An 18,650-nucleotide genomic window follows, 5' to 3' on the forward strand; every position below is an offset into this window, starting at 1 on the left:
ATGGGCGATTTTGGAAGTTTAAGCTCACTGGGAATCGGTAGTGGGGTTTTAACAGCAGATGTAATTGATAAATTAAAAAATGCTGATAAAGAAATAATGGTAAAACCGATTGAAACTAAACTAAATTTAATTAAAAAAAAAGAAAAAGCTTTAAGTGAATTTCAGTCAATCGGTGCTATTGTAAAAGGCGATATTTTAGATTTGGCAAGCGGGGCTGTTTTTGCAAAAGTAAACACAAATATTAGCGGTAGCAGTGTAAGTGTAACGGCAAATGACGGGGTAAAACCTCAAAATTTTAATATAAATGTAAATCAGCTCGCCCAAAACGATGTTTATGAGTCAAAAGGTTTTGCAAACAGCGATACAATAATAAATACAAGCGGAGGTGATAAAACTTTAGCAATAGGGGTAGGTGATGTAACTTCTACTATTACTCTAAAATCAGGTGCTACTCTTGATGATTTAAAAAATGCAATAAATAATGCTGATATAGGAATCACTGCTTCTATCATTGATACAGGTATTGGGGATAATCCTTATAAACTTATTTTAAAAGCCGATGATACCGGGGCAGATAATATAATTAAATTTAATTATTCAGGGATTGATGATTTGGGGCTTAATGCCATTAATTATACATCAGCCGCTTTTGATTCAGATACTGAGAGTGTAAATAATTCAGGTGCCACTCAAAAATTTAAAGTTACGGTAAATGGAACTGAATATTCTATGGATGTAACAGACGGAGAAACTGTCAGTGATTTCATTAATGCTTTGAATAATGGGGATTTAAAAGACAGTGAGGGTAATTCTTTAGGTATAAAAACTTCTTTTGATAACGGACATATTAAATTTAATATAGAAGCTATTGGCGATATTTCAATAGATGATACAAATCTTCTTACAGATTTTAATAATAATACCGATTTTACAAATACAAACAGAATTCAAAAAGCCGACGATGCCGATTTTACTTATAACGGTGTTGAAATTCACAGAGGTTCCAATAAAATAGAAGATTTAATTCCCGGGGTTACAATAAATCTTAATTCTACAGGCAAGTCAACCGTTGAAATCAAATCAAATATTGATGAAATTACAAAATCAATTCAGAAATTTGTCGCTGATTATAATAAAATGATTTCAAATCTCCAAAATCTTACAGCTTATGACAAAGACAGCGGCAATGTCGGACTGTTTCAGGGAGAGAGTGAATTTACAACCCTAAGCAGTGATTTTTATTCCGATATTTTTGGAGTTGTGTTGAGCGATAAGGGGGAAAGGGCTGACAGAAATGGTAACAAATATACCACAGATATAACTTTTACGGCAACTGATATAGGGTTTGATTACAACAGAACAGGTATGATAAGTTTTAACACAGATAAATTCAAAGAGGCTTATAATAAAAATCCTGATTTGGTTGAGCGATTTACAACTACAGCTTTTACAAGATTAAAAACAGATTTTGAATCTAAAATAACAAATGATCACAGTTCTTTAAATCTATTAAATCAAGAACTAAAAGATGATGAAAAAAGATATAAAGATAGAATTAAAGCTATGAATAAATTTCTTGAAACAAAATATGAAATAATGGCGAAACAGTTTTCAGCATATGACAAAATGATTAATGAATTTAATGCAAAAAGTCAAAGTTTAACAATGATGATTCAGCAGGCATTAAATTCTAAAAATAAATAAAGGATAAATAATGACTTATAATAAAGCCCTTGACAGTTATAATCAAATGAATGTGCAGATTGACAAACCTGAAAAATTAATACTTATGCTTTATGAAGGGGCTCTTAGATTCGCTAATTTTGCAAAAAAAGCTATAAAAGAGGGAAATATAGAAAAAAAGGTTCATTATATAATTAAAGTTTCAAATATTTTTATAGAACTTATCAATTCCCTTGATTTTGAAAAAGGCGGTAATGTTGCATATTATTTAAACGGGTTATATGCATATCAGCTTGAACTTCTAGCAAAAGCCAATTTAGAAAATAATGAAAAATATTTAGATGATGTGATTAGAGTATTAAAAGGGCTTATTGAAGCCTGGAAAGAAGAAACAGGTATAAACTAATAATGAAAAATTGAAAATGAAAAATGAAATATTTAAATAAATTAAAAGCAGCTGTGATTAATGAAGATATTGAAAAACTTAAAGAATTAATTAAAGAAGAAATTTCTTTTTCTTCTATTGATGAGGCTAAAGAAATTAATTTTTATATAAAAATGGCTGTGAATATCTTAGAAAAAGAAAAGGAAAAACTCTCATCTGAAATGCAAAAAATTAAAAAACTTCAAAAATTTAATTTTGAAAATAAAAAAGATTTGTTTAATTTTAAAATTTAAAGTTTTTTAAACCTTCTATATCTTTTATAATAAATGTTTTGTGATCTTTTTCCAGAAGATTCTTTTTTATAAGCATATTAATAAAAGTAGAAAGAGTCTGTCTGGTGGTCCCCAAAAAGTTTGCAAATTCGTCTATTGAGCAGTTTAATTTTACTTCAATCCCTTTTGCTGTTTTTTTTCCTATTTTTTCCGCAGTGGTTGTTAGAAAATTGATAGCTCTTTGGGAACAGGTTGTAAAAGCCAGATCATGAATCAAATCTCTTTCGATTTTGATTTTATCGGTTATCTCTTTTAATATTAAATTATATAAATTAATATTGTCTATATAATTGATGCATTCTTTGATTGGTATGAAGTATAATTCACTTTCTTCTTTTGCTTTTATAATATTTTCTTCGCTGCAAAATGCAATATTGTTTTTATTAAGATAATATAATGTTATTTCTTTATCATTTTTGTATGTCACAATTTTTATTTTACCTTTTATAACAATTAAAATTCTGTCATTACAAGGGAAACATATTTCATTTTTTTTAAGATATCTTTTGGGAAATTTTTCAAAATAATTAAGTTTTATATATTTTTCTATTTCCGGATTGGGTAACAATATTCTGCAGTTTTGCATAATTTTACCTTTTTTGTCAGGGTCCTGACATTTTTTGTTTTTATTATGAATTATAATTCATTATGTACAAAAAATCAAATAAAGGAGAAAAAAATGAAAATCGGAAGAATTTTAGGGTTGTCGCTAATAGCTGCTTCTTTTGTATTTGCACATACTTTTAAATTGGCAGATACTATAAAAGGTGCAGGCCCTATGGTTAAAGAATTTAATGCTGAGTGTCATTATTATGAACAGTTTGTAAATTACATTACTCCAGATGAGCTAAAAAAATGGATGGATGAAGATAAAGATTTTACTATTGTTGATGTAAGAAGTGTTGATGAAATGAAAGGCGGGGAAATAGACTGGCCTGATTATGACGAATATCCAAGAGGTGATGTGGCAATTTATGCTGCAATGGGTGGATTGAAAAAAGATAAGGTTTATGTTTTTGTATGTGCGACTGGGCACAGGGCGGTACTTGCCGGCGGTGAACTTGTTAAATGGTTTCATTTCCCTAAAAAAAACATATATGTATTAAGAGGCGGAATAAACGGATGGCTAAACTGTGGATATCCTGTTGTTAACAAAGTTACAGAATTCGGTGGATTTAAAGGTTTGAAAAAAGTTGGAAAAGTAAAAGAACCTGTTATTTTAGACCAATTCTAATAATTCCCTTTTTAGGGAATTCTAAAAAAACTGCTCCCGCTTCCGCTGAAAAATCCAAAATCTTTATATCTGTTGAGCTCCGGATAAGCTGTTAGAGCTGGCATTAATAAATCATTAAGTTCAGTCGGCTTTTTGGTTTTTAATAACTCTTCTGTTGAAATTTTGTCAAAATTAGTATCGGCGGGGTTAAAAAACTGTTCCTTATAAGTTTTATAAACAAGAGGGGTTGAGCATTCAATCGGAGGGGTAAAAACTTCCAAATTCAAGGCTTTTTCATTAACAGGTTCCACTATATCACCTCTTCCGTAAACATTTGCAACATCTGTGTCTGCTAAGAAGAAAGGAACATCGCTTCCTATTTTTTTGCCGATGTCCATTAATTCTTTGGTTGAAAGGTTTAAATTTGCCTCTTTATTAACAAGAAGTAAAAATGCCGCCGCATCACTGCTGCCTCCACCGAGTCCCGCCATTTCAGGTATGTTTTTATGAATTCTGATCTCTTTGCCTATAAACCATTTTTTACTTTCCGGATAAGCCCTGGTAAGTTCTACATAGGCTTTAAATACGGTATTGTCTCTTAAAACACAGTTAATATCCCCTACAATGTTAAATTTTTCGGCTTCTTTTATTTCTATTTCGTCGTACAGGTTTTTTACCCTCATAAAGCGAGATTTCAAAAGGTGATAATATCCATCATGTCCTACTATTTTTAAAAATATATTTACTTTTGCAAATGCTTTAATTTTCATTGAATACCTTTGAAATTTCTTTTATATCGATATTCTGTTTTGCTGCTTTTATATTTTCCTCTTTAATGTTTTCAAGAAGTTCGCTTCTTAAAATAGTTAAATTTTTTGGGGCTTCTATTCCAATTTTAACTTGGTTTTTATCTATTGAGACTATAACAATTTCTATATTGTCTCCGATTTTTATCTTTTCATTTATTTTTCTTGATATTACTAACATAATTCAATCCTGTTTAAAATATATTTAATTTCGTCATCAATAATTTCAATAATAGCAAAAAATTTATCATATCTTACAAAATATCTGCCTGTTTTTGTGATTTTAAAATCATTAATGTTTAATTTTTTACCGAGCATTAGATTATTTATGTTATTTGAATAAAAATTTTCTTTTAAATCCAGATATTCAAGCGGATTTAATTTTTTTTCACATTCATAAAAAAATTTTCCTTCATTTACTCTTTCAAGATATGTCAAAGATCCGGCAGTTCCTAATTTTTTAGCAATATCAAATCCAAGGGTTCTTATATAAGTCCCTTCACTTACACTTGCTTTAAATGTAACAAAAGGATGAGAATAATTGATAAGTTCTATATCAAAAATTTCTATTTCAATTTTTTTATCCAAAAACTCATTTTCTTTTTTTTTATTTTCCATTAGTTGATATGCCCTGACGCCGTTTATTTTTTTAGCGGAATATTTGGGCGGCAGTTGGTATTGTTTCCCTTTAAAAGATTCTAAAACTTCTTTTATTTTTTGGATTTCCAATTTTTGAATAGTTTCAATTTTTTCAATTTTTTCTATATCAAGGGTAGGGGAGTAAGCTCCGAGCATCAAAGTTGCAATATAAGTTTTGGGAGTTTTTTTTAAAAATCTGAATAGTTTGGTGTATTGACCGGTTGCAATTATCAGTACACCGCAGGCAAACGGGTCAAGTGTGCCTGAAAATCCCATTTTTTTGATACCATATTTTCTTTTTAACTGATTTAAAAATTTATTTGAACTGATAAACATTGGTTTTTTAGCTACAAAAAGCATATTATTACAATTATTTTCCATTTTCAATTTTCCATTATCCATTGGATTATGCTTTTTCTACAAAATCACTTAATATTTCCCTGACGCTTCCTCCAAAATCAATTTTAAGTTTGGTTTTATTGCCAGCTTTATTTATTCCAATAATTCTGCCTGTCCCAAATATCTTATGTTTAACAAGAGTCCCGTTTTTCATAGATGAACTTTCTTTTAAATTGACCCTCTCACCTCTGATAAGTCCTGCTTCTGTAAGGAATCTGCTTTTTTGAACGTGTGAGCGTGTCCCCCTTACGTATCTGCTTTGGGTAAATGAAAGAGTGAGTTTTTTTCTGGCTCTTGTAAATGCCACATATGCGAGGCGTCTTTCTTCTTCTATATCCGCATCATTTAAAGGAAAAAATCCCTCTTCCATTCCGATTACAAAAATATAATCAAATTCAAGTCCTTTGCTTGCGTGAATTGTCATAACATTAATCATTTCATCTGTAATTTTATCCTGGTCGCTTTCAAGGGAGAGTTCATTTAAAAATTCCCTGACGTTTAAATCTTTTTTTTCTCTCATAGTTCCATAAAATTCTTCAACGTTTCTTTTTTTATCTTCATCTTTATATGAATTGCTAAAATCTATAACTTCTTCTAAAATTTCAGGAATTTCATCAATATTCTGTTTTGAAAGAAGTTCTATAAAAGATGCGAATTCTTTTAGGGTTTTAGCCGCTTTTTTGCTCAAAAAATCTAAATTGTCTTCTTTAATAAATTCAATATAGCTTTTGTCGCCTTTAGCAGTTTCTAGTTTTAAAATGGTGGCTTTTCCTATACCTCTTTTTGGTTTGTTTACTATTCTTTTGAAAGAATATTCGTCATTCGGATTTACTATGAGTCTCAGATAACTTATCAAATCTTTTATTTCTTCCCTTTCGTAAAATTTCATGCCTCCTACGAGTTTATAAGTTATTCCGTAACTTCTTAGGGCGTCTTCAATTGAGCGTGAGAGTGCGTTAATTCTATAAAGTACCGCTATTTCTTTAGGCGATACACCGTTTTCTATTAATTTTTTAATTCTTTTGGTAATTTCTTCGCCTTCGGCTATTTCATTATAGCTTGAAATAATTTCAACAGCTTCACCATCACCCCGGGCTGAAACCAGTTTTTTCCCGTATCTTTGCTTATTATAGCTGATAAGATTGTTTGCAGCTTCTAGAATTTGATTTGTTGAGCGGTAATTAATCTGAAGTTTTATAACTTTGGCATTAAATTCTTTTTCAAAATTTAAAATATTTTTATGATTTGCCCCCCTGAATCCGTAAATTGACTGGTCATCATCACCCACTACGCAGATATTATTATGGTTTTTACATAATTTTTTTAATAAAAGAAGCTGAATTTCATTGGTGTCCTGATATTCATCTACCATTATATATTGGTATTTATCTGATGTTTCAGAACATAAATCTTCATTATTATGCAGTATTTCATAAGGTAAAAGCAGTAAATCGTCAAAATCAACCAAATTGTTATCGAGCAGATACTGTTGGTATTTATCATATATGTGGGCAAGTTTTTTATAAGTGGTGTCATTTGCAAGGGTGTAAACTTCATCTGGATTTAGGAAAGAATTTTTATATCTGCTGATTTCCTTGCTTATAAAATTTGCGGGAAGGTCGGTTGAAATTGATTTTATTATTTTTTTCTGGTCGTCAGTGTCAATTATTACAAAATTATTATTTCTATTTAATAAATGAATATATAATCTTAAAAACATAAGTCCAAATTTATGAAAAGTAACAAGCAAAGGGGGATGAATAACGTCTCCCACCATTCTCAGTGCTCTTTCTCTCATTTCGGCGGCAGCTTTGTTTGTAAAGGTAAGGGTTAATGTATTTGCAGGGTCAATCCCAAGAGATAGGAGATAAGCAAGTCTGCTGGTTAAAGTTTTGGTTTTTCCGCTTCCGGCTCCCGCAAGTATTAACAATGCTCCGTCAATATGGGTTGCTGCTTCTTTTTGGGCGTCATTGAGTTCATCTAAAAAATGCAAATTTAACCTTTTTTTATTTATTATAACAAATTTTGAATAATTTAAAAAAATTATTACAATAATAAGTATAAATTATTTTTGTTATATGATATAATTTTTTATTATATTTAAAGGAGAAAAATGAGTATAAAATATCTTGATAAAATATATACTTTTTTAATTATTTATAAAGAATCGTCTTTTTCAAAAGCAAGTAAGGTTTTAGGAATTTCCCAGCCGGCTGTTACACAGCAGATTAGAATTTTGGAAGATTATCTGGGGGTGAGTCTTTTTGAGAGAAAAAAATCAGGGGTTATTCTGACAAAAGAAGGTCAGGAGTTTTTAAAATATGCAAAAGAATTTGAAAAGTTTTTAACTAATTTTGAAAAAAAAATAAAAGAATTTAAAAATGTGGATACCCCTTTTTTGATCGGGGCTTCTCCTACAGTCGGAAATTACAATCTGCCGGAATGTATCAAATATTTTCAATCTTTAATAAATAAAGATATTAATTTAATTATTAAAAGCAATTATGAATTACTGGAAGATGTAGAAAAAAAAGTCCTTGATATGGCTTTTGTAACTAAAAAAAAGAAAAATTCACTACATTATGAAGAATGGATTGAGGATGAACTGGTTGTATTTTCAAACAGACCGTTACCTGAAAAAATAAATCTGGAAGAACTTAAAAATTATAAAATGATATGTCGGGAACCCAATTCTTCTACAAGGGAATTTATTAAAAAAATATTTGAAGCCCAGGAGTTTGAATGTGACACATTAAATATTATCAGTGTTGTCCATAATTCAACAGCCCTTAAATATACCGTTTTAAATTCACATGACCAGGTAGTGTCTATAATTTCCAAATCTGTAATAAAAGAAGAACTTAGAAACAAAAAACTTTTTGCAGCTAAAATCAGAGGTATGAATTTAAAAAGAAAAACGTATATTGCATATAAAGAAAAATCAAAAGAAATAGATGCAATACTTAATTTTATTCGTCAATAAACTTTTTATTTCGAGGATTCATTGCAAATGGATTTGCCGGTTTTTTGGGTTTAGGAAGAGTGGCTGATAGGTTTATAAAAAGAGGTGTTTCTTCCTCTGAAATTTGAATAATATTTTCAATGGGTACACTTACCGCACTTCCAAAATTTTCCTCTCCAAAACCTGCTTCAAAAATTAAGATATTGTCTTTTATATAAGCACTTTCAAGTGTATAATTTGCTAAAGCAAAAATTATTACATCTTTAAATGCGCTTGATATATGTTTTGGCAAAACAGGATTAAATTCTATACCGTCAAGATTACACAAGATGCTAAACGGTTCGTTAATTTCAAGCAAAAGAGATAAAAGTTCTTTTGCGTGTTTTGTTTTTAATCCCCTAAATTCTGAATTTTCAATTATCATCTGTTAGCCTTTGAAAATCATTTAGCATTTCTTTTACAAAATCCATACCCATTTGCCAGAAATTTTCGTCTTCAATGTTTAAATTGAATATTTCAAGCTGTTTTTTAGGAGGAGTGCTTCCACCCTGAGAGAGAAATTTAATATATTTTTCTTCAAAATTTTCAAATCCTTCTTTGTATAATTTAAACAGTGTCAAAACTAACAGCTGTGCATAGGAATATGCATAGCAATAAAACGGAGAATGGATAAAATGAGGAATATAACTCCACCAGATTTCATAATTTTTTGTAAGTATCACACTGCTACCGAACATTTTCTGATTTTCTTCCATCCAGATTTGATTATATTTCTCAGGAGTTAATTCTTCTTCAGAGTGTACTTTTCTTTCAAAATTTGTAAATACAACCTGTCTAAACAGTGTTGCAAAAATATCTTCTAATTTACTTGCATAAACTCCTATTAATTCATCTTTAGGAAGTGAATTTTTTATTTTTTCAAACAGGAGCATTTCTGCAAAAATACTTGCAGTTTCAGCTGTCGTAAGGGGAGTGTCCTGATTTAAATATCCTACTTCTCTTGCCAGATATTGATGAATGGCATGTCCAAGTTCGTGGGCAAGTGTAAAAACATCTCTCCTTTGGTTTGTGAAATTAAGCAAGACATAAGGATGTGCTTTTGGTGTGGCTGAGTGTGAAAACGCTCCGCCTCTTTTGCCTTCTTTCGGATATACATCAATCCATTTTTCATCAAACGCTTTTTTTGCTATTTCATAAAAAGTAGGTGAAAAATCTTTAAACGAACTTAATACCAGTTCTTTTGCCTCTTCAAAGGTTATCTCTTTTTCTTCTATATTAAGTGGGGCATATCTGTCATAATCATACAATTTTTCAAGCCCTAATAGTTCTTTTTTAATATTGTAATATTTTTCTACTATCCATGTATTTTCGTTTACTGTATTAATTAGGGCATCAACACTTTTTTTTGAAACATGGTTACTTAAATGTCTCGGGGCTTCAACATTTTCATATCCTCTAATATCCACATATTCTATTTTCCAGTCTTTTTTAATCTGATTATAAATATAGGTTAAAATATGCTGATGAGGTTTTAATCCCAGGGTCAGGCTGATTTGTGCTTTTTTTCTTTCATTCCTATCGGATGAATATAATTTGCTTAAAATCTCCTCTTCGCTTAAATAAACTCCATCAAAAAAGAATTTAAGTTGGCTTAAGTGTTCGTCAAAAAGTCTGGAAAACGCAGAAGAACTTGTCAGATCTTTTTTCATTAATATTTTCTCTTCTTTTTCACTGAGTTTATAATAACTCTCTTCCTGGAGGTGAATTAGATAATATTTATAAACCCCAGCATTGTCAATAAATTTTTGCTGTTTATCTATTGGCAGGTGAATAAATTCAAGTTCGAAAAATACTAAATGCTCTTCCGCTTCTGTTGCAATTTGCTGAAATTTTGCTAAAAAACTACCTTTACTTGTATCAGTTGCAAAAATTAAATATATATAAGTTAAACTTCTTCCTATATTTTCTAAAATATCTTCATATTCTTTTACCGCTTCAATAAATTCCCCGGCTGATAATGTGTATAGTCTGTTTTTATATTTTTTTTCAAATTCCACTGCTTTAAATTTTGCATTTTTTAAAAATTCTTCAGCTTCATTGATTGAACTAAAAAGTGCGCTTAAGTCCCAGTTCATTTATTTCCTTTTTTATCTAATTATATCAAATTCGCTTATCTCTTGAAATCCGATTATTGCATTAATCATTGCCATTTTTTTAAAATAGGGCAGATCATAAACATGAATATTTTCTTCTTTTAAAAATCTCTTATCAAGCAATTCCTGGCGTTTAGTACCTTTTAGTAGTGGATATTTTGGAGTTATCCATTCTTTGCCAGTAAAAAATGCAAGATTTGAAATAGTGGTATCTGTAATTAAATTGTTTTTTACTAAAATAAATTCATCAAAATTAATGGAGAATGTAGAATGGAGAATGGAAAATTTTTTCCTGTTTTTATATTTAAATGAATAATCAAAACCAATTTTTACAATTTTAAATTTCTTAAATTTTCTTTCTTTGAGGGGAAAAACTTCAATATTTCTGATACCGTCATAAGAATATGTAATTCGAACCCTTGCATTATCAGTATTATCAAAATTTAACTTTTCAGTTTTAACTTTTAACTTTTCATTCTTAAAAAAATGTTTAAGTGTTTTTTTCATTCTTTTTAAATGATATTCTAAGTTTTGAATTTTTCCGTTTTTTACTAAAACTGTTTCTATAAATTCCATTTTTGCTCCATTGATTAAAATTTATACAATTTTTTTTGAATATTAAATTTAATTTGCAGTATAATACAAAAAAACAAGTAAGGAGAGCAAATGAAAATAGCTGAATTTTTAAAAGAGTGTAGAGAAAGTGAAATAGAATTTATTGATTTCAGATTTACAGATATTAAAGGTACATGGCATCACGTAACTTATGATATTGATTCAATAGACGAAGATACATTTAAAAACGGGTTACCGTTTGACGGTAGTTCAATTCCGGCATGGCAGCCTATTAACGAATCAGATATGATATTAATGCCTGACCTGGAGGTAGGAACTCATTTTATTGACCCATTTACAGCAGACCCAACAATGGTAGTATTTTGCGATGTTTTAAATACAGATTATACTCCATATGAAAAATGTCCTAGAAGTATTGCAAAGCAGGCTCAAAAACATCTTGAAGAAAGCGGTATTGCGGATACTGCATTTTTTGGAGCTGAAAATGAATTTTTTGTATTTGAGAATGTAAAAATAAGAGACCAAATCAATTCTCAATGCTATTGGGTAGATACACCTGAGGGTGAATGGAATGCTGATAATATTGAAGATTATGAATACAATACAGGACATAGACCTGGAACAAAAGGTGGATATTTTCCAGTACCTCCGGTTGATTCTATGATGGATTTAAGAGCTGAAATGGTTAAAGTTTTAAAAGAAGTGGGACTTGAAACATTTGTGGTTCACCATGAAGTTGCACAAGGTCAAGGTGAAATTGGTGTTAAATTTGGAACTCTTGTGGAAGCGGCTGATAATGTTCAAAAATTAAAATATGTTGTAAAAATGGTAGCCCATTTAAACGGAAAAACTGCAACATTTATGCCAAAACCGCTTTACGGAGATAATGGAAACGGAATGCATACTCACCAGTCTTTATGGAAAGACGGTAAAAATTTATTCTATAAAAAGGGAGAATACGGCAATTTAAGCGATATTGCAAGATGGTATATAGGAGGAATTTTCCATCATGCACATGCAGTAGCAGCACTTACAAACGCATCAACAAACTCATATAAAAGATTAATCCCAGGATTTGAAGCACCGTCAATTTTAACTTTTTCTTCAAGAAACAGAAGTGCAAGCTGTAGAATTCCTTTTGGATCTGGTGAAAAATCAACAAGAATTGAAATGAGATTTCCTGACAGTTCTGCAAATCCTTATTTGGCATTTGCAGCAATGCTTATGGCGGGGCTTGACGGAATTAAAAATAAATATGAACCTGTTGGACCAATGGATATAGACTTATTTGAATTAACACTTGATGAAATCAGAGAAAAAGGAATCAAACAATTGCCTCATACTTTAAGAGAAGCACTTGAAGCATTAATTGCGGACCATGAATTCTTAAAACCGGTATTTACTGAAGATTTCATTCAAACTTATCAGCATTATAAATTTGAAACTCAAGTTTGGCCTGATGAAGCAAGACCTACTGCATACGAGTTTAAATCAACTTATTCTTGCTAATTTCTCCTCTTTTTTCTTTTTTTTATAAAAATTTTGTTATAATGAGATAAAAAAGGTATTATTTATTGAAAATATTAATTTTAGATGATGATGTTGTTTATGGAAAATTAGTTAAAAATTATTTGCAAAAATTTCTTTTATTTGCAGATATTGAACTTGTTACTTCATTTAAAGAAGCTAAAAAATATAATGAATATGATTTGTTTATTATTGATTATATGATTCCAGATTGTAAACATATAGAACATATTGAATATTTTTTAAATTTAAACAAAAAAGTTATTTTAATCACCGCATATGAAAAAGAATTAATTGCGGATGATATTTTAAATAAAGTATTAGATTATGTTTTTAAAGATAATGCTTCTTTGGTTTATTTAAGAAAATTGATAAACAGAATTTATAAAAATCAGTTTTTTAATGTAATGGTTGTTGATGATTCAGCTGTTGGCAGAAAATCTATTATTAACAATTTGGGTTTATTGGGATTTAAAAATATAATTGAAGCAAGAAATGGAATTGAAGCCTTATCTTTATTAAAAAAAGAAAATTTTAATATTATTATTACGGATTTGCATATGCCAAAAATGAATGGCTTTGAATTGGTAAAAGAAATCAGAAAAGAAATTCCAATAGAAGAAATACCAATACTTGTTTTATCTTCTGACAGTAATAATATGACGTTAATAAAAACACTAAAAATCGGTGCGAATGATTTTATTTTAAAATCTTTTAAAAAAGAGGAATTTTTTATTCGTTTAAATAATCTTTTAGATATATACGACACATTTAATTTATATAAAACAAAAATGTATATCGACCCGTTAACCGGGGCATATAACAGACTTTATCTAGAAATAATAAAATCTGAAATTACCAAGTGGTCTAAATATACTGTTATAATGCTGGATATCGACCATTTTAAAAAAGTCAATGATACATACGGCCATTTAAAAGGTGATGCGGTATTAAAACATTTTGTTGGGCTGGTTAAATCCAATATAAGAAAAAATGATTATCTGATAAGATACGGAGGGGAGGAATTTTTAATTATTTTACCTGAAGCTGATAAAAAAGTTGCCATAAAAATTTTACAAAAAATAAAAGTAAAATCGCTAACATCTGATTTTAATATAAAGTATACTTTTTCTGCCGGTGTAGCTGATGAAAAAATGGATTTGATTGAAAAAATTAAATTAGCAGATGAGAGATTATACAAGGCAAAAGAAAGTGGAAGAGATAAATTTGTATTGGATTAAACAGGAATATAAACTTTGTTTACGAGTTCTTCGTATTCTTTTTTAATATTACTGTCAATTGTAATTCCTCCCCCGCTTTTGTAAATGAATGTTTTTAATTCTTTATTTTCCATTTTACATTTTTTATTTTCAATATATCTTATAATAACGGCACTGTCCAAAAATGTTTTTTCATCCGTAATTCCAAAAATTCCGGTATAAAATCCTCTTTTATATCCTTCTACCCTTTTTATGATTTCAACCGTTTTTTTCTTAGGTGTTCCTGAAATAGATCCGGCCGGTAACATTTTTAAAATCATTTCAAGCCAGTTTTTCTGCCAGTTTTCAAGTGTTGCTTCTATTTCGCTGCTGACCTGCAGCAGTTCTTTATCTCCGGCTTTTATTTTATCTATAAAACGGAATTTATTGACTTTTACATTTTTGCCAATTATTCCCAGGTCATTTCTCAGTAAATCCACAACCATCGTATGTTCGGCCATTTCTTTTTGGTTATTTAAAATCAGTTCTTTTGCCTGTGGAATATGGGCATCTATTGTCCCTTTCATAGGATATGTATAAATTTTATTTCCTTCAATTCTTACGAACCTTTCAGGAGAAAAACAGACAAATTTATCTTTAAAATATAATTTAAAAGGTGCCTTTGCAAAATAAAATATTTCAAGCAGATTCCAGCTTGTCTGAATTTCTGTAGGAAATGTGAGATTAAGTAAATATGTATTTCCCTTTTTTATCTCTTCAATTACTTCGCTAAAAGCTTTTTGATATCTTTCAAAACTTATTGGATTTTTTTTAAAAAGAAGAGTTTTTTTTTGAGGTTTTTTAGGTAAAAGCTTAAATGCAGGAAAAGAAAAATAGATGTTTTTTAAATTTTTAACATCGTCAATAAAAATATTTCCGTCAAAATCTATTAAAAAAAATTTCATTTTTAATTTAATAAAAATTTAAGTATTCCCATTCTGACAGCGACTCCGTTTTTAACCTGTTCTAATACCAGACATCTTTCATCTGCCAAGACTTCATCGTCTATGTCTATGTTTCTGTGAACCGGTCCCGGATGCATTACAAAAATTTTTTTATCTTTGATTAAATCTTTTGTAATTTTAAAATTCTGGGCATAGTCTTCAAGAGAAGCAAAAGTGGCATTCTGGTGTCTTTCCGTTTGAGTTCTAAGGGAAATTACGGCATCGCTGATTTCAATTGCTTCTTTTATATTGTAAGTTGTTTTTAAATTTGTTTTTGGCAAAAACTGTGGAGGTCCCACCAAAATCACGTTTGCGCCAAAACGGGTAAATAATTCAATATCAGAATTTGCAACACGACTGTTTCTTATATCTCCTACAATTGAGATCGTTTTTCCTTCCAGTGAACCCCATTTTTGCATTAGTGTAAAAAGATCAAGAAGTCCCTGGGTTGGATGTTGATGAGCTCCGTCACCAGCATTTATAATTGAACATTTTACATAATTTGAGAGTATTTTTGGAACACCTGAGCGGTTATGTCTTACAACAATTGCATCAGGCCCCATTGCATCTAGGTTTGCTGCTGTATCATAAAGTGTTTCACCTTTGGATGTAGAGCTTCTGGCAATATCTAGATTCACTACGTCAGCCCCGAGTCTTTTGGCCGCTATTTCAAATGAACTTCTTGTTCTTGTAGAATTTTCAAAGAAAATATTAATAATTAATTTTCCTTTTAAATCATCTCTTTTCTTTTCGTCAAAAAAGTTTTTTGCATATGTGAATATTTGTAATATTTCATCTTTGTTTAATTCTTTTGTGTGGGTTAAATGTTTTGACATTTAATTCCTTTTTTGTATAATTTTACTATATCTTAAAAAAAAGGAGAAATTATGGATTACGGAGTAGTTTTATCAAGCAGTTTTCTTACAACTATTATATTTATTGTATTAGTTTATTATTTTATGTTTAAAGCAACACCGGAAAATTAATTTTTAAGTTTTAAATAAACTCTCAGAGGAGGTGGATACCCCTCTATTGTTCTAGTTTGCTCTGCATTTAAAAAGTGGTTTAAACTTTCCCCTTCGATCCAGTTGGTTTTTCGCTGTTCTTCAATAGTTGTATATTTTTTACCTAAAAATTTTACATCTTTGAATTTGGCTTTTTCTATCCAGTTGTATAAAGTTTTTAAAGTAGGGATAAAATACACATTTTTCATTTTTGCATATCTAATAGGACTTAGGGCAATTTCTTCATCCCCCTCAATAATCAGTGTGTCTAAAATAACTTCACCGTTTTCCTTAAGAGCGATTTTAAGCTCTTTTAGCATGGTTATGGGATCAGGTCTGTGATATAAAACTCCCATGCAGAAAATTACGTCAAATTTTTTATCATATATTGGAATATGTTCAACTCCAAGAAGTTTGTAGGAAATATTACTTTTTATAAATTTGTTTATAAATTTAAACTGCAGATTAAACAATGCGCTTGGGTCAAATATTTCTATACTTTTAGGATTAAATTCCAACATTCTAAAAGCATAGTATCCGTTGTTTCCCCCAACATCCAATATTTCTTTATTTTCCAAATTTAAAAAAGGTTTTATAATATTCCATTTAATATAACTTCTCCATTCAGTATCTATAAAAATATCGTTTATTTTAAAAGGTCCTTTTCTCCATGGTTTTAGCATTTTGGCAATTTCTAAAATTTCTTTATCATATTTTTTATCCCCTCTTATTTCTATAACATCACCAAAATTAATTTTCCATTTTTCATTTTCAATTTTACATTGATTTATTTTTTCATAAATTGGTTTTATATTTTTCCAATTAAACCATTTTTGCCTTTCATTTAAGATAGCTTCAATTTTTAATTTTTCACTTTTCACTTTTCATTTCCTTAGTTGCAGTCTAAACATATTTTTCTTTTTTTCTTTTTGAAATTATATATATTGTTATCACATTTTTTATAATAAACACCGTATAAATCATAATTTTCGTGACATTCGGGATAATAATTCAGAGAAACTCCCTCTTTATTAACGCAACTGATAAAAAAAAGTGCTATTATAATAGTAAGAATAAATTTCATAAATAACCTTTTTTATTTAATTATAACAAAAGGACGGACATGGAAGTGCTTAAAATATTTAAAAAAATAACAAAAATACCTCATTGCAGTGGAAATACCGGGAAACTTAAAGATTTTATTATTGAATATGCAAAAAATGAGGGTTTTAATGTAGAAACTGACAAAGCGGGAAATGTTTTGGCTTATTTGGAAAAACCAGTTATTTGCTTACAGTCTCATATAGACATGGTTTGTGTTGGAAATGCACCTGAAATTGAAATTGAGAGTGACGGTGAGTGGTTGTGGGCTAAGAATTCCTCACTTGGGGCTGATAACGGAATCGGTGTTGCGATAATGCTAAATCTAATGAAAAAATACAAAAATGTTGAATATCTTTTTACCAATGATGAGGAAATAGGTCTTATCGGGGCTTTTAATTTAGAGCTGAAAATTAATTCCCCTTATCTTCTTAATCTTGACAGTGAGGATGAAAATATCTATATCGGATGTGCAGGTGGAGTTGATGCAATAATTAATTATCCACTTAAAAAAATAAAAAAAAGAGGATATTTGGCTGATGTTAAAATAGATAACCTGCCGGGTGGTCACAGCGGTGTTGATATTCATAAAAATATACCAAATGCAATTAGCGAATTAGCTTTTGATGTTGAAGAAGTTGTAGAATTTAGAGGAGGCGAGAGAAGGAATTCAATTCCAAGAAGTGCAAAGGCCAAAGAGTTTTTTGAAAGTGGATTTGGAGAAGAAGTTGATGTTTTTGATGATGGATATATTAGATTTTTAAGAAATTTGCCTCATGGGGTATTGGAGTATGATTTTAAATTTAATGTGGTAAGTAAATCTATAAATTTGGCAATTGTGGAAAATGAAAAAATTATTCTTTCACTCAGGGCGAATTCTAATGAATTGTTAGAAGAAGTCAAAGAATATTTAAAGGCAAAAGCTAAAATAGAGGTTGAGTTTGAAGGAGAATATCCTGCGTGGAGGCCGGAGATAACTAATTTGGCAAAAATTTTGCAAGAAATAACGCATTATGATTTTAAAGTTATTCATGCGGGACTTGAATGTGCAGTGCTTAAAAACAAATTCCCTAAAGTTTCTATGGCATCAATCGGTCCTGTTATTGAAAATCCTCATTCTATATATGAAAAGGTAAATGTAAAATCTATTGAAAAAACACTAAATTCAGTAGAGACGCTGTTACAGAAAGTTACAAAGCGTTAATTAAAAATTAATAAAAAACGACCTTTTTTATCCGAAGTAGTATGATAATAATATAAAAGTTAAAAAAAAAAAGGTAAAAAAATGAATATTAACAAAGTTATTTCCGGGTTTTTTTTTATTCTTGCCATGACACTCAATTTTGGATTTTTTTATGGAGACCCGACCGCGATAGACCAACACAGTGCGTGGGAGCTGTTTTTTGCAATTATTGTTAATTTGATTGCAACTACTATGAAGCTTGGAGATAAAACCCAACTTGGTGCGGTTTTGCTTGCAACAAGTCTGGTGGCAGATTTGCAGCTTATACTTTCATCTGTGGTCTGGGCTGTTGCGCTGTACGGTTTGAAAGATTTCAATGTTACTACCTCTGTGACAATTGTGTCACTTTCAGGTGGAGCACTTCTTGCAAATATTGTTTCTGTTATTTTGTTTATGGCAGATACTATTAAATCTAAAAGATAAC

The 18,650-nt window shown here is 29.8% G+C and carries 21 protein-coding genes; 9 read left to right on the forward strand and 12 right to left on the reverse strand.

The features are described 5' to 3' along the window. From fliD to LNAT_RS02635, 3 genes are read left to right on the forward strand one after another with little or no spacing between them, the layout of a single operon-like run. The gene (fliD, locus tag LNAT_RS02625) at positions 1-1,704 is read left to right on the forward strand and encodes a flagellar filament capping protein FliD (protein WP_096258369.1); all 1,704 of its coding nucleotides are present in this window, start codon (positions 1-3) and stop codon (positions 1,702-1,704) included. A gap of 10 nt (positions 1,705-1,714) precedes the next feature. Then, positions 1,715-2,089 carry a flagellar export chaperone FliS gene (gene fliS / locus LNAT_RS02630; protein WP_096258370.1) on the forward strand — a complete coding sequence of 125 codons (375 nt, stop codon included), beginning with the start codon at positions 1,715-1,717 and terminating at the stop codon, positions 2,087-2,089. 23 nt (positions 2,090-2,112) lie between these two features. After that, entirely contained in the window at positions 2,113-2,361 is a 249-nt protein-coding gene (locus LNAT_RS02635; RefSeq protein ID WP_096258371.1) for a hypothetical protein, read from the forward strand. Here LNAT_RS02635 and LNAT_RS02640 read toward each other — a convergent pair. Beyond that, positions 2,351-2,986 carry a Crp/Fnr family transcriptional regulator gene (locus LNAT_RS02640; RefSeq protein ID WP_096258372.1) on the reverse strand — a complete coding sequence of 212 codons (636 nt, stop codon included), beginning with the start codon at positions 2,984-2,986 and terminating at the stop codon, positions 2,351-2,353. The two genes, LNAT_RS02635 and LNAT_RS02640, sit on opposite strands and share 11 nt — an antisense overlap. 93 nt (positions 2,987-3,079) lie before the next feature. On the opposite strand from LNAT_RS02640, the gene LNAT_RS02645 reads away from it, so the two are divergent. Then, the gene (locus LNAT_RS02645) at positions 3,080-3,634 is read left to right on the forward strand and encodes a rhodanese-like domain-containing protein (protein ID WP_172413485.1); all 555 of its coding nucleotides are present in this window, start codon (positions 3,080-3,082) and stop codon (positions 3,632-3,634) included. An 11-nt stretch (positions 3,635-3,645) separates the two neighbouring features. Here LNAT_RS02645 and LNAT_RS02650 read toward each other — a convergent pair whose 3' ends face one another. The 4 genes from LNAT_RS02650 to LNAT_RS02665 are packed head-to-tail and all read right to left on the reverse strand — an operon-like array spanning position 3,646 to position 7,450. Continuing rightward, entirely contained in the window at positions 3,646-4,383 is a 738-nt protein-coding gene (locus LNAT_RS02650; protein ID WP_096258374.1) for a 4-(cytidine 5'-diphospho)-2-C-methyl-D-erythritol kinase, read from the reverse strand. Then, positions 4,373-4,600 (reverse strand): carbon storage regulator CsrA, encoded by a 228-nt coding sequence (gene csrA / locus LNAT_RS02655; protein ID WP_096258375.1) that lies wholly within the window; start codon positions 4,598-4,600, stop codon positions 4,373-4,375. The genes LNAT_RS02650 and csrA overlap by 11 nt, the downstream gene beginning before the upstream one ends. After that, positions 4,594-5,460 carry a tRNA pseudouridine(55) synthase TruB gene (gene truB, locus LNAT_RS02660; RefSeq protein WP_096258376.1) on the reverse strand — a complete coding sequence of 289 codons (867 nt, stop codon included), beginning with the start codon at positions 5,458-5,460 and terminating at the stop codon, positions 4,594-4,596. Before truB ends, csrA begins: the two co-directional genes overlap by 7 nt. Before the next feature lie 4 nt (positions 5,461-5,464). After that, a complete protein-coding gene (locus tag LNAT_RS02665) occupies positions 5,465-7,450 on the reverse strand; it encodes an ATP-dependent helicase (RefSeq protein WP_096258377.1) in 1,986 nt (661 codons plus the stop codon). 120 nt (positions 7,451-7,570) lie between these two features. On the opposite strand from LNAT_RS02665, the gene LNAT_RS02670 reads away from it, so the two are divergent. After that, complete coding sequence (locus LNAT_RS02670; RefSeq protein WP_096258378.1) at positions 7,571-8,440, forward strand: LysR family transcriptional regulator; 870 nt, start codon at positions 7,571-7,573, stop codon at positions 8,438-8,440. Here LNAT_RS02670 and LNAT_RS02675 read toward each other — a convergent pair. From LNAT_RS02675 to LNAT_RS02685, 3 genes are read right to left on the reverse strand one after another with little or no spacing between them, the layout of a single operon-like run. Next, positions 8,427-8,843, reverse strand: a complete 417-nt coding sequence (locus LNAT_RS02675) for a hypothetical protein (protein WP_096258379.1) — start codon at positions 8,841-8,843, stop codon at positions 8,427-8,429. The genes LNAT_RS02670 and LNAT_RS02675 overlap by 14 nt on opposite strands. Next, positions 8,833-10,554 (reverse strand): M3 family oligoendopeptidase, encoded by a 1,722-nt coding sequence (locus tag LNAT_RS02680; RefSeq protein ID WP_096258380.1) that lies wholly within the window; start codon positions 10,552-10,554, stop codon positions 8,833-8,835. Before LNAT_RS02680 ends, LNAT_RS02675 begins: the two co-directional genes overlap by 11 nt. A 12-nt stretch (positions 10,555-10,566) precedes the next feature. After that, positions 10,567-11,148, reverse strand: coding sequence for an aminotransferase class IV (locus LNAT_RS02685; RefSeq protein WP_096258381.1), 582 nt, complete (start codon positions 11,146-11,148; stop codon positions 10,567-10,569). A gap of 90 nt (positions 11,149-11,238) precedes the next feature. Between LNAT_RS02685 and glnA the strand changes: the two genes are divergently transcribed. Continuing rightward, positions 11,239-12,657 (forward strand): type I glutamate--ammonia ligase, encoded by a 1,419-nt coding sequence (gene glnA / locus LNAT_RS02690; protein WP_096258382.1) that lies wholly within the window; start codon positions 11,239-11,241, stop codon positions 12,655-12,657. A 65-nt stretch (positions 12,658-12,722) separates the two neighbouring features. Further along, on the forward strand, positions 12,723-13,916 hold the full coding sequence (locus tag LNAT_RS02695; protein ID WP_096258383.1) for a response regulator: 1,194 nt from the start codon (positions 12,723-12,725) through the stop codon (positions 13,914-13,916). On the opposite strand, the gene LNAT_RS02700 is transcribed toward LNAT_RS02695, so the two are convergent. The 4 genes from LNAT_RS02700 to LNAT_RS02715 form a co-directional block, all read right to left on the reverse strand. Continuing rightward, complete coding sequence (locus tag LNAT_RS02700) at positions 13,913-14,839, reverse strand: aminodeoxychorismate synthase component I (protein WP_096258384.1); 927 nt, start codon at positions 14,837-14,839, stop codon at positions 13,913-13,915. The genes LNAT_RS02695 and LNAT_RS02700 overlap by 4 nt on opposite strands. 2 nt (positions 14,840-14,841) lie before the next feature. Then, positions 14,842-15,714 carry an aspartate carbamoyltransferase catalytic subunit gene (locus LNAT_RS02705; RefSeq protein ID WP_096258385.1) on the reverse strand — a complete coding sequence of 291 codons (873 nt, stop codon included), beginning with the start codon at positions 15,712-15,714 and terminating at the stop codon, positions 14,842-14,844. A gap of 146 nt (positions 15,715-15,860) precedes the next feature. After that, positions 15,861-16,763 carry a tRNA 5-methoxyuridine(34)/uridine 5-oxyacetic acid(34) synthase CmoB gene (cmoB, locus tag LNAT_RS02710; protein ID WP_096258386.1) on the reverse strand — a complete coding sequence of 301 codons (903 nt, stop codon included), beginning with the start codon at positions 16,761-16,763 and terminating at the stop codon, positions 15,861-15,863. A gap of 11 nt (positions 16,764-16,774) precedes the next feature. Beyond that, positions 16,775-16,966, reverse strand: coding sequence for a hypothetical protein (locus LNAT_RS02715; RefSeq protein ID WP_096258387.1), 192 nt, complete (start codon positions 16,964-16,966; stop codon positions 16,775-16,777). A gap of 39 nt (positions 16,967-17,005) precedes the next feature. Here LNAT_RS02715 and LNAT_RS02720 point away from each other — a divergent pair, with 39 nt between their 5' ends. Then, complete coding sequence (locus LNAT_RS02720) at positions 17,006-18,187, forward strand: M20/M25/M40 family metallo-hydrolase (RefSeq protein WP_096258388.1); 1,182 nt, start codon at positions 17,006-17,008, stop codon at positions 18,185-18,187. Positions 18,188-18,268: 81 nt separating this feature from the next. Then, the gene (locus LNAT_RS02725) at positions 18,269-18,649 is read left to right on the forward strand and encodes a DUF6394 family protein (RefSeq protein ID WP_096258389.1); all 381 of its coding nucleotides are present in this window, start codon (positions 18,269-18,271) and stop codon (positions 18,647-18,649) included. Position 18,650: the final 1 nt, after the last annotated feature.

The organism is Lebetimonas natsushimae, assembly GCF_002335445.1.
GTDB classification, from domain to species: Bacteria; Campylobacterota; Campylobacteria; order Campylobacterales; family Nautiliaceae; genus Lebetimonas; species Lebetimonas natsushimae.